11 protein-coding genes are annotated in these 14654 nt (G+C 61.6%); 5 read left to right on the top strand and 6 right to left on the bottom strand.

The features are described 5' to 3' along the window. Positions 1–118: 118 nt before the first annotated feature. The 3 genes from htpG (at position 119) to HU749_RS21755 (ending at position 4740) form a co-directional block, all read left to right on the top strand. Positions 119–2023, top strand: a complete 1905-nt coding sequence (htpG, locus tag HU749_RS21765) for a molecular chaperone HtpG (protein WP_186652563.1) — start codon at positions 119–121, stop codon at positions 2021–2023. Positions 2024–2489: 466 nt separating this feature from the next. Beyond that, a complete protein-coding gene (gene ltrA, locus HU749_RS21760; protein ID WP_052967978.1) occupies positions 2490–3911 on the top strand; it encodes a group II intron reverse transcriptase/maturase in 1422 nt (473 codons plus the stop codon). Positions 3912–4011: 100 nt separating this feature from the next. Further along, entirely contained in the window at positions 4012–4740 is a 729-nt protein-coding gene (locus HU749_RS21755; RefSeq protein WP_186652412.1) for a dienelactone hydrolase family protein, read from the top strand. A 141-nt stretch (positions 4741–4881) separates the two neighbouring features. Here the strand turns inward: HU749_RS21755 and HU749_RS21750 are convergent, their stop codons facing one another. Further along, the gene (locus tag HU749_RS21750; protein WP_079304417.1) at positions 4882–5742 is read right to left on the bottom strand and encodes a pirin family protein; all 861 of its coding nucleotides are present in this window, start codon (positions 5740–5742) and stop codon (positions 4882–4884) included. A 126-nt stretch (positions 5743–5868) separates the two neighbouring features. Between HU749_RS21750 and HU749_RS21745 the strand changes: the two genes are divergently transcribed. Together HU749_RS21745 and HU749_RS21740 are read left to right on the top strand one after the other, a co-directional pair. After that, on the top strand, positions 5869–6885 hold the full coding sequence (locus HU749_RS21745; protein ID WP_437127823.1) for an amidohydrolase family protein: 1017 nt from the start codon (positions 5869–5871) through the stop codon (positions 6883–6885). 136 nt (positions 6886–7021) lie between these two features. Beyond that, the gene (locus HU749_RS21740; protein WP_014339571.1) at positions 7022–7486 is read left to right on the top strand and encodes a DUF3859 domain-containing protein; all 465 of its coding nucleotides are present in this window, start codon (positions 7022–7024) and stop codon (positions 7484–7486) included. Between the two features lie 117 nt (positions 7487–7603). Here the strand turns inward: HU749_RS21740 and fabB are convergent, their stop codons facing one another. The 5 genes from fabB to HU749_RS21715 form a co-directional block, all read right to left on the bottom strand. Then, positions 7604–8824 carry a beta-ketoacyl-ACP synthase I gene (fabB, locus tag HU749_RS21735; protein ID WP_014339570.1) on the bottom strand — a complete coding sequence of 407 codons (1221 nt, stop codon included), beginning with the start codon at positions 8822–8824 and terminating at the stop codon, positions 7604–7606. 11 nt (positions 8825–8835) lie between these two features. Next, a complete protein-coding gene (fabA, locus tag HU749_RS21730; protein ID WP_003204400.1) occupies positions 8836–9351 on the bottom strand; it encodes a 3-hydroxyacyl-[acyl-carrier-protein] dehydratase FabA in 516 nt (171 codons plus the stop codon). A 248-nt stretch (positions 9352–9599) separates the two neighbouring features. Continuing rightward, positions 9600–11507 carry an ATP-binding protein gene (locus tag HU749_RS21725; protein ID WP_186652416.1) on the bottom strand — a complete coding sequence of 636 codons (1908 nt, stop codon included), beginning with the start codon at positions 11505–11507 and terminating at the stop codon, positions 9600–9602. After that, positions 11504–12436, bottom strand: coding sequence for an ABC transporter substrate-binding protein (locus tag HU749_RS21720; RefSeq protein WP_186652418.1), 933 nt, complete (start codon positions 12434–12436; stop codon positions 11504–11506). The genes HU749_RS21725 and HU749_RS21720 overlap by 4 nt, the downstream gene beginning before the upstream one ends. Then, a complete protein-coding gene (locus HU749_RS21715; protein ID WP_095963525.1) occupies positions 12437–14560 on the bottom strand; it encodes a TonB-dependent receptor plug domain-containing protein in 2124 nt (707 codons plus the stop codon). It lies immediately after the preceding gene. Between the last annotated feature and the right edge of the window lie 94 nt (positions 14561–14654).

The following is a 14654-nucleotide window of genomic DNA, read 5'->3' as shown; positions in this document are numbered from 1 at the left end:
CCAGGCGCCCTCAAAACCGGATCGCCCTTGAAATCATCAGCGTTGCCCCCACCTTGAGGACATCCCGCCGCCAATCTCAGCGAGGCGGACACCACCATCCACTTGGAGTTTGATGACCATGAGCGTGGAAACTCAAAAGGAAACCCTGGGCTTCCAGACCGAGGTGAAGCAACTGCTGCACCTGATGATTCACTCGCTGTATTCCAATAAGGAAATTTTCCTTCGCGAGTTGATTTCGAACGCCTCTGACGCTGTCGACAAATTACGTTTCGAAGCCCTTTCCAAGCCTGAATTGCTGGAAGGCGGCGCTGAGCTGAAAATCCGTGTGAGCTTCGACAAGGACGCCAGAACCGTCACCCTCGAAGACAACGGCATCGGCATGAGCCGCGAAGAGGTGATCACGCACCTGGGCACCATCGCCAAGTCCGGCACCGCCGACTTCATGAAGAACCTGTCGGGCGATCAGAAGAAAGATTCCCACCTGATCGGTCAGTTCGGCGTCGGTTTCTATTCCGCGTTCATCGTTGCCGACCAGGTCGAAGTGTTCAGCCGCCGTGCCGGCGTCGCTGCGAGCGAAGGCGTGCACTGGTCGTCCAAGGGCGAGGGCGAGTTTGAGGTCGCCACCCTCGACAAGGCTGATCGCGGCACCCGCATTGTGCTGCACCTCAAGTCCGGCGAAGACGAGTTCGCCGATGGCTGGCGCCTGCGCAACATCATCAAGAAGTACTCCGACCATATCGCGCTGCCGATCGAGTTGCCGAAGGAAGTCACCGCTGCCGAAGGCGAAGAAAAGCCTGAAGTGGAATGGGAAACCGTCAACCGCGCCAGTGCCTTGTGGACCCGTCCGCGCACCGAGGTGAAAGACGAGGAATACCAGGAGTTCTACAAGCACATCGCCCACGACTACGAGAACCCACTGAGCTGGAGCCATAACAAGGTCGAAGGCAAGCTGGAATACAGCTCGCTGCTGTACGTGCCGGCCCGTGCACCGTTCGATTTGTACCAGCGCGAAGCGCCACGCGGCCTTAAACTGTACGTGCAGCGCGTGTTCGTGATGGACCAGGCCGAATCGTTCCTGCCGTTGTACCTGCGCTTCATCAAGGGTGTGGTGGATTCCAACGATTTGTCGTTGAACGTTTCGCGGGAAATCCTGCAGAAAGACCCGATCATCGATTCCATGAAGTCTGCACTGACCAAGCGCGTGCTGGACATGCTGGAAAAACTGGCGAAGAACGAGCCCGAGCAGTACAAGGGCTTCTGGAAAAACTTCGGCCAGGTCATGAAAGAGGGCCCGGCCGAGGACTTCGCCAACAAAGAGAAAATCGCCGGCCTGCTGCGCTTTGCGTCGACCCAGGGTGACGATGGCGAGCAGATCGTTGGCCTGGCCGATTACCTGGCCCGCGCCAAGGAAGGCCAGGACAAGATCTACTACCTGACCGGTGAAACTTATGCACAGGTCAAGAACAGCCCGCACCTGGAAGTCTTCCGCAAGAAAGGCATCGAAGTGCTGCTGCTGACCGACCGCATCGACGAGTGGCTGATGAGCTACCTCAGCGAATTCGACGGCAAGAGCTTTGTCGACGTGGCGCGTGGTGACCTGGACCTCGGCAACCTGGATTCGGAAGAAGACAAGAAGGCCGCCGAAGAAGTCGCCAAGAGCAAGGAAGGCTTGGTCGAGCGGATCAAGACCGCCCTGGGCGACGCAGTCAGCGAAGTGCGTGTCTCGCACCGCCTGACCGATTCCCCGGCGATCCTGGCCATCGGTGAGCAGGACCTGGGCCTGCAAATGCGCCAGATCCTCGAAGCCAGCGGCCAGAAAGTCCCGGACTCCAAGCCGATCTTCGAATTCAACCCGGCCCACCCGTTGGTGGAAAAGCTCGACAACGAGCAGAGCGAAGAGCGTTTCGGCGATCTGTCGCACATCCTGTTCGACCAAGCGGCCCTGGCGGCTGGCGACAGCCTGAAGGACCCGGCGGCGTATGTGCGTCGCCTGAACAAGCTGCTGGTTGAACTGTCAGCTTAAGCAAGTGCAGGAAAAACCCGCTTCGGCGGGTTTTTTCATTGTGCGCCAGGCATGGCGCGTTGCGCGCAAGCGCAACCAGCTTGGCTGTGGTGGCCTCGCTGGTGACTTGGAGGTGAAAGTCCTCTACACACCCGGCAAGGGGAAGTGTTAGCCAGAGGCAAGGGTGTCGCGGGCGACTGCGAATCTGAAGGAAGCCCGAGGCAAAATGCTGGCCTGACGAATAGGAAGCGGATCAGGCGGCGTAGCGGGGTAAGGTGGCAATGACTACCAAAGCCCAATACTTGCACGGAACGCTGCGACGTAGATCCGACAGGCATAAGCAGGAAGGTCACGCGAATTACCCTGGGAGATCTGTACGTTTGCCATTGTGCTACCGGGCGTCGAGAGGCGACGGGATGAGCGTGCAGAAGTCAGCCGAAGCCATAGTAAGTGGCGGTTAACCTCGTCACCAAGGGCCGAACAGGTTATGCCGCCAGTAGGCGTCAGAGTCTCGTTGAATACCGAAATGCAGAAATTTCTCCCAGAGAAGACTGTTACTCCGAGTCCCGGACAGTATCCGAGGATGACGGCTGACAGCGCACAGGTATTGGCGGCGTCTGTGACGTGGACGAACGCGGAGCCGGACACGCTGATGGCGCGGGTGCTTGCACCGGCCAATCTCAGGCGTGCGTATCAACGCGTAGTCAGCAACAAGGGCGCACCGGGTGCCGATGGCATGACGGTCGACGACTTGGCGGGCTACGTGAAACAGTATTGGCCGATCCTCAAGGTTCGGTTGCTGGCCGGTGAGTACCACCCGCAAGGTGTACGCGCCGTCGACATCCCCAAACCCAAAGGCGGGACAAGACAACTGGGTATCCCCAGCGTCGTGGATCGCCTGATCCAACAAGCCCTGCTGCAACAGCTGACGCCAATCTTCGACCCTCTGTTCTCGGACTACAGCTACGGCTTTCGTCCGGGCAGAAGCGCTCACCAAGCCATCGAAACCGCTCGCGGCCATGTGGCAGCGGGTCACCGCTGGTGCGTGGAACTCGATCTGGAGAAGTTCTTTGATCGGGTCAACCACGATGTCCTGATGGCTTACGTGGCGCGTCAAATCGAAGACAAGCGTGTGCTCACGTTGATCCGTCGTTACCTCGAAGCGGGAACGATGTCAGGTGGACTCGTCAGCCGACGGCAGGAAGGGGCGCCGCAAGGCGGCCCGCTTTCGCCGTTGCTGTCGAACATCCTGCTCAACGAACTCGACAGCGAACTGGAACGGCGAGGTCATCGCTTCGTGCGCTACGCCGACGATGCAAACATCTATGTGCGCACTCCTCGTGCTGGTGCACGAGTGATGGCCGGTGTCGAGCGCTTCCTGAATCAGCGTCTGAAACTGACGCTGAATCGGGAAAAGAGCCGAGTAGCGGGGTCTTGGATGTGTGATTACCTGGGTTATGGGATGAGCTGGCATCAACAGCCGAAGCTGAGAGTGGCAACCATGAGCCTGCGTCGCTTGCGTGACCGACTCAGGGAGCTGCTGCGTGGTGCACGGGGTCGCAAGATGGCGAACGTCATCGAACGGATAAACCCCGTGTTGCGTGGTTGGGCGGGTTATTTCAAGTTAACTCAGGGCAAGCGCGCAATGGAGCAGCTTGATGGCTGGATACGTCACAAGCTGCGCTGTATCGTCTGGCGTCAATGGAAGCAGCCTTCAACGAGGGCGCGTAACCTGATGCGTCTGGGGCTCGACGAAGGGCGCGCCTGCAAGTCAGCGTCCAATGGCCGTGGCCCATGGTGGAGCTCGGGAGCGTCACATATGAATCAGGCGTTACCGAAGAAACTCTGGGATCAACTCGGGCTGGTCTCGATACTGGATACGATAAACCGGCTTAGCCGTGTAACCTGAACCGCCGTATACGGAACCGTACGTACGGTGGTGTGAGAGGACGGCGGATGTAAATCCGCCTCCTACTCGATTCTGGTGTTCCGTTCAAGAGGAGTCAGTCATGAGTCAGGTTACGGTTCGTTCGCTGGTCTATCAGATCGAAGGGCAAAGTTATGAAGGCCGCCTGGCCTTCGACGTCAATCAGCAGGGCCCGCGCCCGGGCTTGCTGATGGCACCGAACTGGATGGGCGTAGGGGCGGGGGCCGAGGAGATCGCCAAGTCGGTGGCGGCCAACGGTTATGTGGTGTTGATCGCCGACCTGTACGGGCAGACGGTCCGCCCGAGCAATGCCGATGAGGCGGGGGCGGCGATGATGCCCCTCAAGAACGACCGGGCCTTGTTGCGCAAGCGCATGCAGGCGGCGTTCGAGCAACTGCAGAGCCAGGGCGAAGCGCAGGTCGACGCTTCCAGGCTGGCCACGTTCGGCTTTTGCTTTGGGGGCTGCTGCGCCCTGGAACTGGCCCGTAGCGGTGCACCGCTGAAGGCGGCGATTTCCTTTCACGGTACCCTGGATACGCCGAACCCGGCCGATGCGCAGAACATCAAGGGCGCGGTGTTGGTCATGCATGGCGCCTCCGACCCGCTGGTGCCGAAAGAGCAGCTACCGGCCTTCGAAGCTGAAATGAACGCCGCCGGGGTGGATTGGCAATTGCTGAGCTACGGCGGTGCGGTGCATTCGTTCACCGACCCGCAGGCCAATGTGCCGGGCAAGATGATGTACGACGCCAAGGTTGCCGGGCGGGCGTTCCGGTCGATGCATAACTTGTTGGATGAAGTGTTCAGGGGCTGAGATTGGGGCGTTTGATACAAAGCCATCGCGAGCAAGCTCGCTCCCACATTTGACCGGGGGGTTCGCAGCACTTGCGAACGACACCGATCCAGTGTGGGAGCGAGCTTGCTCGCGATGACTGCCTGACAGGCAACCTTGAATCTAGGGCAACTCGATCCGCTCGCTTTCCCCCGGCACCGTCGGCCAATCCCCAGCCGCCCAGCGCCGGCGGGCTTCATCGATCCGGGCCGGATCGCTGGAAACGAAGTTCCAGTTGATCCGTCGCGGCCCGTCCAGGGGCGCACCGCCGAACAGCACGGCATGGCAGTCACTGTCGGCAAACAGCGTCATTTCTTCCCCTGTCGGCAATATCACCAAGGAGTGAGCCTGCACCGGCTCGCCGTCCAGCAACGCCTCACCGCTCAATACGTACAGGGCCCGCTCCGCATGCTCGGTGGGAATCAGCAAGGTCGTTGCAGTTTGCAGGTTCAATTCGGCATACAGCGTCGGCGACAGTACCGGCACCGGCGATTCCAGGCAAAAGCCTGACCCGGCGATCATGCGGATGCTGACCCCCAGGTTCTCGCTGACCGGCAGGCTATGTGCCGGGTGATGACTGTAGTGGCCGGGACCCTGTTCGTGGGACTGGGGTGAGGCCAGCCAGACTTGCAACCCGTGCATGACAAAAGCGCTGCCCAGCAATGACTCAGGGGTGCGTTCGACGTGGGCAATGGCGCTGCCAGCGGTCATCCAACTGACATCCCCGGCGTCCACCACCTGGTCGGAACCCAGGCTGTCCTTGTGTTGGAGTTTGCCTTCGAACAGGTAGGTGAGTGTGGACAGGCCGATGTGCGGATGCTGGCGGATGTTCATGCCTTTGCCGGCCGGGTAGGTGGTTTGCAGCATGTGATCGAAAAACACGAAAGGCCCGACGCTGCGGCATTTGGCGGACGGCAGCGGGCGAAGAATCGGCTGGCCTTCGACATCTTCGGTGCGGGGGCGAACGGTCAGGGGAGTGGTCATGTTGTCTTCCAGGTTGAACAACGGTTGCACGAAGCATAACCCGCCGCCGGCAGACGCGGCAGATGCGCCTTGAACCCAGGCGGGACGGTTGGGGTCTACGGTGTTCATGGCTTTTGGAGACTGCCCGTGCCCTTGACCCGTTTGATCTTCGCCTGGCTGCTGGTCGTTTCGAGTAGCGGCGCCATGGCCCGCGAATATGCCTACAGCGATGCGCACCTGCATTACGTCGATTTCTTTCAGGAAACCGCCGGCATGCCCAAGCTGCTCCAGGCAATGGCGGACAATCGCATTGAACATGTGATGATTTCCGGTGTGCCGGTGGCCAAGAAATGGCATGAGGACGAGCCCAAGCGTCCGCGCTATTACGCCGGTGACGACGCGGATGCCTATTGGTACAGCGCCACCGACGTGATTGTCGCGGCAGCGGTGAGCAAGCTGACCGACGAACAACGTCGGCACTTCCATCCATTCCTGTCGGGCTTCAACCCCAACGACAAGAACTCCGCCGCCCATATCCAGCGCATGCTCGATCTCTACCCGGGGTTGTGGCAAGGCATCGGCGAGGTCTTCACCCGCCATGACGACCTGACGGCGCTGACCGCGGGCGACACCCCTCGGGCCAACAACGAAGCCATGACGCGGATCTATCACCTGGCGGCCGAGAACGATCTGCCGGTGATGCTGCATTCCAACATCACTTCCAAGCGTGAGAAAAATCCGCTGTACCTGGCAGAAATCGAGGAGCCGTTGCGCAATCACCCGCACACGCGCTTCATCTGGGCCCACGCCGGTACCAGCATGGAAATCCATCGCCACCAGACCCACTTGGATTTTCTGTTGCCGACTCTGACCCGCATGCTCGAGGCTTACCCCAATCTGTACATAGACCTGTCCTGGAGCGTGCTCACGCCGTACTTTCTGGACGAGGCGGGCAAGCCCCGGGATGAGTGGGTAAAGCTGGTGGAGCGCTTTCCTGAGCGCTTCATGGTGGGGTCGGATGTCGTCGGGCGGTTCGACAAGTTGGGCCAGGAGCTGCGCAGTTTCGATCCGTTTCTCGATGCCTTGCCGCAAGACGTGGCGCGGAAGGTGGCGCGGGATAACTTTTTGGCGGTGTTGTGTGGAAGCAAGGCTTGCCCGCGATGAAGACAACGCCGGTTTCCGGGGAAACGAGGTGCCTGCATCGCGAGCAAGCTTTGCTCCCACAGACCAACATTGCTTTGTCATCAGCCTGTCACTCCCGCGTCATACCCTCGCGCTCATCTCAATCAAGGAGCGCACTATGCACCTCACCCGTTCAAGCGCACTGATCGCGCTGTTGTTGACCTGCGGCCTGGCACAGGCCGAAGTCCGTGTCGAAGGCCCGGTGGAATACGGCGTCTTCGAAGGGCCGCAAGCCGAGCTGCAATCGGGAGAGCGGGTCCTGCGGCGCAGCAACGAGCAGATCCGCCAGACCGAGAGCGTGCCGGCGAAGCTGGGCACCAAGTTCGGCATGCGCTATCAGTTGGCTGGCAAGGTCGCGGACGACCAGCCGTTGACCCTGTTGTACTTCACCCCCGGCATCCGCACCCCCGATGGCGTGCGCCACGATAAGTTCGAGGTCATCCAGAAGCTGGTGCCCGGCGCGCCTCAGGATGTCATGGCCTACGAATTCACCGAAAGCCACGAAGTGGTGCCGGGGGAGTGGCGGTTCATGGTGTTCCAAGGCGATCGGCTGCTGACGCAGCAGCGGTTTGTCGTGCGTTGATTGAGGGAGCACTGTGGGAGCAAGCTCGCTCCCACAATGAACTTGGGCATATTTGCCAGGCAAAAAAAACGCCCCGAACCAGTCGGGGCGTTTTTGTGTGTGGCGTAGCGGCGGGGCTTACTTGCCCTGCCAGCGCTGCATGACCAGGGTGGCGTTGGTGCCGCCGAAGCCGAAGCTGTTGCTCATCACGGTATTGATGGTGGCGTTTTCGCGAGTCTTGGTCAGGATTGGCAGGTCGGCCACTTCCGGATCCAGTTCGTCGATGTTGGCGGAACCGGCCATGAAATTGCCTTCCATCATCAGCATGCAGTAGATCGCTTCGTGAACGCCGGCAGCGCCCAGGGAGTGACCCGACAGGCTCTTGGTGGAGCTGATGGCCGGGGCCTTGTCGCCGAACACTTCGCGCACACCTTTCATTTCCGCGACGTCGCCGACCGGAGTCGAGGTGCCGTGGGTGTTCAGGTAGTCGATCGGTGCATCAACGGTGGACATGGCCATCTGCATGCAACGCACGGCGCCTTCACCGCTTGGTGCGACCATGTCGTAGCCGTCGGAAGTGGCGCCGTAGCCGACGATTTCCGCGTAGATCTTGGCGCCACGGGCCAGGGCGTGTTCCAGCTCCTCGACCACCACCATGCCGCCGCCGCCAGCGATGACGAAGCCGTCACGGTCTGCATCGTAGGCGCGGGAAGCCTTGTCCGGGGTGTCGTTGCGCTTGCTGGACAGGGCGCCCATCGCGTCGAACAGGAACGACTGGCTCCAATGTTCTTCTTCGCCGCCACCGGCGAACACGATGTCTTGTTTGCCCATCTGGATCTGCTCGACCGCATTACCAATGCAGTGGGCACTGGTGGCGCAAGCGGAGGAGATCGAGTAGTTCAAACCCTTGATCTTGAACGGCGTGGCCAGGCAGGCGGAAACGGTGCTGCCCATGGTCCGCGTGACGCGGTACGGGCCAACGCGCTTGACGCCTTTTTCGCGCAGGATGTCCAGCGCTTCCATCTGGTTCAAGGTGGAGGCGCCACCGGAGCCGGCGATCAGGCCGGTGCGCGGGTTGGAAACCTGCTCTTCGGTCAGGCCGGAGTCAGCGATGGCGTCCTTCATGGCCAGGTAGGCGTAAGCCGCCGCGTGGCCGACGAAACGGTAGATCTTGCGATCGATCAGCTCTTCGAGGGGAAGGTCAATGGAGCCGGAAACCTGGCTACGCAGACCCATTTCGGCATATTCCGGATTGAACCGGATGCCAGGGCGACTTGCACGCAGGTTAGCGGAGACGGTCTCTTTGTCATTGCCCAGGCACGAAACGATGCCCAGACCAGTGATAACGACGCGGCGCATGCGGATAACCCTTAGAAGTTGTCAGTGGAGGTGAAAACGCCAACCCGGAGGCCTTCGGCGGTGTAGATCTCGCGACCATCCACGGCGACCGAACCATCGGCAATGGCCATGTTCAGCTTGCCCTTGAGGACACGCTTGATATGAATGTTATAGGTGATTTTCTTGGCGGTCGGCAGGACCTGACCAAAGAACTTCACTTCGCCCGAGCCCAGGGCGCGACCGCGACCCGGCAGGCCTTGCCAGCCGAGGAAGAAACCGACCAGTTGCCACATGGCGTCCAGGCCCAGGCAGCCCGGCATGACCGGATCACCTTCGAAGTGGCAGGCGAAGAACCACAGGTCCGGAGTGATATCCAGCTCGGCGACCAATTCACCTTTGCCGTACTTGCCACCCTCTTCGCTGATATGGGTGATGCGATCCACCATCAGCATGTTCGGGGCGGGCAGTTGCGCGTTACCTGGGCCGAACAGCTCACCGCGACTGCAGCGCAGCAGATCTTCCCGGGTAAAGGCGTTTTGTTTGGTCATGCGAGCTCCTCAATAGTCCCATGCGGCAGGGTGGGGCAAATCTTCCCGGCCGACCGAAGCGTTCATGCCTCGAATCGACAGCCTACTCATAGACTATTGCGTTGTAGTGAAAGTCACAGCACACGGGAAATGAATGTACACCTGTGCACTGAAATTTTTATTCAAGCCCCAATCGAGGCTTGTTCGGGTGCCTAAGACTGCCGCACTTTCGCCTTTCACGCCAGTCACAGATGGTCCAGTGACCTGTTCTAGTTCACCCAGCGCTGCAGAATCTGCTGCAGATCGACCCTTTTGAACGGCTTGGCCAGGTAATCGTTCATGCCCGCCGCGAGGCAGGCTTCGCGGTCGCCCTGCAACGCGTTGGCCGTCAGGGCGATGATCGGCACCTCGCCGCAGCCGGGCAACTGGCGAATCTGCCGGGTGGCTTCGTAGCCATCGATAATGGGCAAACGGCAATCCATGAGGATCGCCTCGAAAATCAGGCTTTCGGCGCTGCGTACGGCCTGGGCGCCATCGGTGGCGACGCTGACGGTGAAGCCCAGGCTGCGCAGCATGGCTTCGACCACCGTCTGGTTGACCGGATTGTCTTCCACCAGCAATACGTTGCGGCCTCCGCCATCGCCGCTGCCGCTGCCGATAGACAGGCGCGGCGCCAGGGTCGCTGGCGTCTGGCGCGACAGGGCCAGCGGGATCTCAAGGGTGAACACAGAACCCTGGCCTTCTTCGCTCTGGGCCCGCAGTGTTCCGCCCATGCGCTCGGCCAGGGTACGGGCGATCGGCAGGCCCAGGCCGGTGCCGCCGTAGCGCCGGGAGATCGAATTGTCGGCTTGCTGGAAGGCGTCGAACATGCGCTCCAGGCTCTCGGCCGGGATTCCGATGCCACTGTCGCGCACCGTGCAGGTGAACCACAGCAGTTCGTGGTCCAGGGCTTGCCATTGGCATTGCACGGTGACACGGCCTTGCTCGGTGAACTTCAGTGCGTTGCCGATCAGGTTCACCAGGATTTGCCGTATCCGCGTCGGATCGCCCTGGACCTGCAAGGCCTGCATGTCGTCCGGGACCAGCAGGTCCAGGCCCAGCTTGCGCTGCGCGGCGCTGTGCTGGAAGGACTGCGCGCAACTGGCCACCAGCTCGGCCAGGTTGAACGGGATGTGCTCCAGTTCCAGGGCCGAACGTTCGATGCGCGAGAAGTCGAGGATGTCGTTGATTACCTTCAGCAGGTGTTCGGTGGATTCCGACGCCAGCGCCGTGTATTCGTGCTGTTCGTCGGTCATGCGGGTGGTTTCCAGCAACTGCAGCATGCCCAGCACGCCGTTCATGGGCGTGCGCAGTTCATGGCTCATCATCGCCAGGAACTCGGACTTGGCGCTGTTGGCTTTTTCCGCTTCTTCGCGGGTCTTGATCAACTGCGCCATGGCCTGGTGCTGTTCGCGGCTGGCTTGTTCCAAGCCGCCGGCCAGGTTGTTGATATGCCGCGACAAGGCCCCCAGTTCGGCATCATCGACGATGGGCAGCGGGGTGCTGTAGTCGCCTTGCTGGATGGCCTTGACCGCGTTGCCGATGTCGCGGATCGGCCGGGACAGGTTGGTCGCCAGCCGGCGCGCCACCAGGAAGGTGAACAGCAGGGCGAACAGCGCCAGGATCGCGGCCTTGAACAGGATTTCCTGCTGCCGCTGACTGAAGGCATCGCTGGACATGCCGACGATCACGCGGCCCAGGTAATCTTCGCCGGCCGCTTCGACGGAGGTGGTGTTGCCTTGCAGGAAGTCATTGTTCAGGGCAATGCGCTGCAGGCGCACCGGGGCCTGGAAGACTTCGATCTGCTGGGCACGGCTGCGGGTTTGCTCGGGTTGTTCGACGTACACCAGGACCTTGTCGGTGCTGTCCTGGACCTCCAGGAAGCGCACGTGCGGGGTGGCCAGGGTGGCGGTGAGCAGGCTTTCCAGCACTTCGTTGTTGCCGGAAATCACCCCGTACTCCGTGGCAGGCGCCAGTTGGTTGGCGATCAGTTGCCCGGTGTGATTGAGTTCCTGGCGCAGGTCCTGGATCCGTACGAAGGTAAAGAAGCTGATCAGCAGCACGGTCAGCAGCAACGCCGGGCCGAGGGCGATGAGCTGGGTACGGGTGTTGATGTCCCAACGGCGACGCAAGGTCATGGGCGGTGTTCTCCTTCGGCCAGCGTTGCCGCGACGGATTCGGCGTCAATCGGTTCGATCCCCAGTGAGCGGGAGACCTGCCGGTTGCCTAGGACCTTGAAACGGTCCGGATACAGCGTGCGCGGCCAGGTCGTGGCGGGGCGGTCCAGCAGCTCGTCAAGAATCGCCAGCCAGTCTTGTTGGTCGCTATAGGTGCTGGCCAGGCTGCCGGCCTTGACGAATGCGGCGCTGGGCCCGATCAGGGCGCGTTGCCGGGCGTAGCTGCTGAGCAACAGGTTCTTCACGGTCTTGGGGTTGTACAAGTCGGGGTCATCGAGACCCAGCAGCACATCGCTCTGGCCCAGCAGGTTTTGCAGGGGACGGCTGTCGTTGGTGTCGTCCCAGCGTTCGCTGACGATGGCCAGGCCCAGCGGTGCCGCGGCCTGTTGAATGTCCTTGAGCAGGAATTCACTGTGGGTGTCGTAAAGCACGCCGACCCGTCGCACTTGCGGCAGGATGGTGCGGATCAGCCGCAATTGTCGCGCCATCGGCGGATCGCTCCATAGCAGGCTCAGGTGCGCAGGCGTTGCTTCGCCCAGGCGATCGTGGGCTTGCTGGCGGCTGATGCGCAGCACCAGGGTGGCCGGCCCCCGGGCGTCTTGCAGGCGCCAGTCGAGGCTGGGCAGGTCAAGCAGGACCAGGCGGACATTGCCTGGCAACTTGTCCGGCGCCGGCAGGTTGGCCAGCGGGGTAAACCGCACGCTGTCTTCGGGGCGCAGGGTTTTCAGGGCCTGGGTGAAAGATTGCACGCCGGGGCTGTCCTCGGCACCGGTCAAAAGGACCTCGGCGGCCCGAGCCTCGATGGTCGCCAGCCAACCGGCAAACATCAGGCATAAGGCTAGCGTCAGGCGGCCATGAAATGGCGTCTTGCGGGGTGGGCGTCGGGACATCTAGAAAGACAACTCCGCGCTGAAGTACACAACATGGCGGGAGTCGTAGCGGTTGTCGATAAAGGTGGTGGGCTGGTTGTCCAGGCGCTGTTGCAGGACCCCCGCCAGTTCCAGGCTGGCCTTGCCCAGGGGAATGCGCCGGGCGAGACGGGTGTCGACCCGTTCGTAGCGATAGCCATTGAGGGCGTCGGCGGCGTAATAGAACAACGCACTGTTCCAGCCTTGGCCCCAGTCCCTTAGCCAGCCGGCCGAACCGCTGTTGCGCGCGGTCAGTTGTTCGTCGAGGGGGTTGCTGGCCTGGGCGTCGACATAGGCATAGGTCAGGCGCAGGCGGTCGGCGCTGGTCACACGCCAGTCGAACTGGGTTTCGGCCCCGGAGAATTGCGATTCGTTGCTGTTGCTGGCGATGTACTGATTGTTGCGCAACGGTTCGCTGATCATGCCGGTGATTTCGTCATGGAACAGTTTCACGTCGACCGCCAGCCCCAGGTCCACGAAATAACCGTTGTAGCCCAGTTCCCGGGAGCGCATGTGCTCTTGTTCCAGATTGCCCGGGCCGCGTGTCCGGACGAAGTAACGGGCACTGCTCTGGCCGAAGGCGGCGGGTTGCAGGTTGGTGACCTGATAGCTCCAGTTGACGTTGTTCTCGAACATGTCCGGGGAACGCACGGCTTCGGAGTACACCGCCCGCAGGCCGTGGCGCGGGGTGATCAGGTAGTTGACTGCGACCCGCGGGGTGAGCGAACTGCCGGTCAGGCGGGTGTCTTCGAACATCGCGCCGCCCTGCAACAACCAATGTTCGGTGGCCCGCCATTCGAGCTGGCCGAACAGGCGCCAGGTGGTGTCGTCCAGGGTGCCGTTGAAGTATGTCTGCGAGTCAGCCCGGTCATAACGATAGTTGGCGCCGGTGACCAGTCGCAGGCTGTCGGACAGGCTCAGGGTGTCCTGGATCTCCAGGTCGTAGCGCGATTCCCGGGCGCTCTGGTCGATGTCGCCGCACAGGGTTTGTGAGGCGCCGTTGCGCCACTGGTCGAGCACCTGATTGGCCAGCGCCTGTTCCTGTGGCGTGCCGGCTGGCGCGCCGCTGCTGAGGTAGCTGGGGATATTGCGCGCCAGCTTCTCGGCATAGTAGGGGTTGAGCTGCCACAGGTCGGTCAATTGCGGGCTGAAGGACACTTCGGCGTCGCAGGCGCGCCAGGTCTGCTGGCGATCCCAGTGCTGGATCGAGCCCTGTACATAAAGACTGTGGTTGGGGTCCAGGTCCAGGTTCCAGCGCAGCGAACCGGCGTAGTCCTTGGCGATGACGTCAGAGTTGTCGCCGGCGGCGGTAATCCCGGCGAACACCGGGTGGTAGGTGTAGGGCCGCTGATTGGTCCCGTCCTTGGCATTCAATTGCCAGTCGATGCTCTGCTGCTCGTTCAACGTCTGGCTGACGGACAGGTTGAAGCGGTTCAGGCGGCGGCTGTCGCGGTAATCGGCGCCGTTGCGGTCGCCGTCAAAGCCATCGTCTTCCTGGCCGGACAACGACAACCGCAGGTCGCCGCCTTCCCAGCCGCTGCCCTGGCTGGCGTACCAGTCGCTGATGCCGCGCTGGCCACGGGTGATTTTCAGCCGGGTGCCGTGACTGTCGGCCGGGGCACGGGTGATGATGTTGACCACCGCCATCAGCGCATTGGCGCCGTAGCTGACGGTGTTGGGGCCGCGAAAGACTTCGATCCGCTCGATGTCTTCCATGGCCACCGGAATATCGCTCCAGTCCACCGTGGCCAGGCCGGCGCGGTACACCGAGCGGCCGTCGATCAGCACTTGCATGCGGCGGGCTTCGCTGGCGTTGGTGCCGTGGTAGTTCACAGCGGCCTGGTTGCCGCTGATGTTGCCGACCATCATGCCCGGCACCAGGCGCAGCAGTTCGCTGATATCGCGGGCGCCGCTGGCCTTGATCAACTCGCTGTCGAGCACGGTCATGCTGCCTGGCACTGCCGCTGGCGATTGCTTGAGGCGCGTGGCCGTCAGCACCTGGGGCATGGACTGGCTGTCCACGAACAGATCGTCGCCCAGCAATGGCGGACTGATGATCAGTGCCAATAGCAGGGACGAGCCTGGACGGGAAGGGCCAATGGACACGGCACAGCCTTTGAGAAGGGGTGGATGGCGGGCATGTTAACCGAGCTGAACGACTTTTCCATTTGCGTTGACAGCATTTTCCTAGGAATTGATG

The organism is Pseudomonas ogarae, assembly GCF_014268695.2.
GTDB lineage: Bacteria > Pseudomonadota > Gammaproteobacteria > Pseudomonadales > Pseudomonadaceae > Aquipseudomonas > Aquipseudomonas kilonensis.
This window is presented reverse-complemented; position numbering and strand designations above follow the sequence as displayed.

Bases quoted from the DNA above. Each gene is read 5' to 3' on its own strand.
- fabA (WP_003204400.1), bottom strand. From the start codon at position 9,351: ATGACCAAACAAAACGCCTTTACCCGGGAAGATCTGCTGCGCTGCAGT.
- HU749_RS21740 (WP_014339571.1), top strand. From the start codon at position 7,022: ATGCACCTCACCCGTTCAAGCGCACTGATCGCGCTGTTGTTGACCTGC.
- ltrA (WP_052967978.1), top strand. From the start codon at position 2,490: ATGCCGCCAGTAGGCGTCAGAGTCTCGTTGAATACCGAAATGCAGAAA.
- HU749_RS21750 (WP_079304417.1), bottom strand. From the start codon at position 5,742: ATGACCACTCCCCTGACCGTTCGCCCCCGCACCGAAGATGTCGAAGGC.
- htpG (WP_186652563.1), top strand. From the start codon at position 119: ATGAGCGTGGAAACTCAAAAGGAAACCCTGGGCTTCCAGACCGAGGTG.
- HU749_RS21725 (WP_186652416.1), bottom strand. From the start codon at position 11,507: ATGACCTTGCGTCGCCGTTGGGACATCAACACCCGTACCCAGCTCATC.
- fabB (WP_014339570.1), bottom strand. From the start codon at position 8,824: ATGCGCCGCGTCGTTATCACTGGTCTGGGCATCGTTTCGTGCCTGGGC.
- HU749_RS21755 (WP_186652412.1), top strand. From the start codon at position 4,012: ATGAGTCAGGTTACGGTTCGTTCGCTGGTCTATCAGATCGAAGGGCAA.
- HU749_RS21720 (WP_186652418.1), bottom strand. From the start codon at position 12,436: ATGTCCCGACGCCCACCCCGCAAGACGCCATTTCATGGCCGCCTGACG.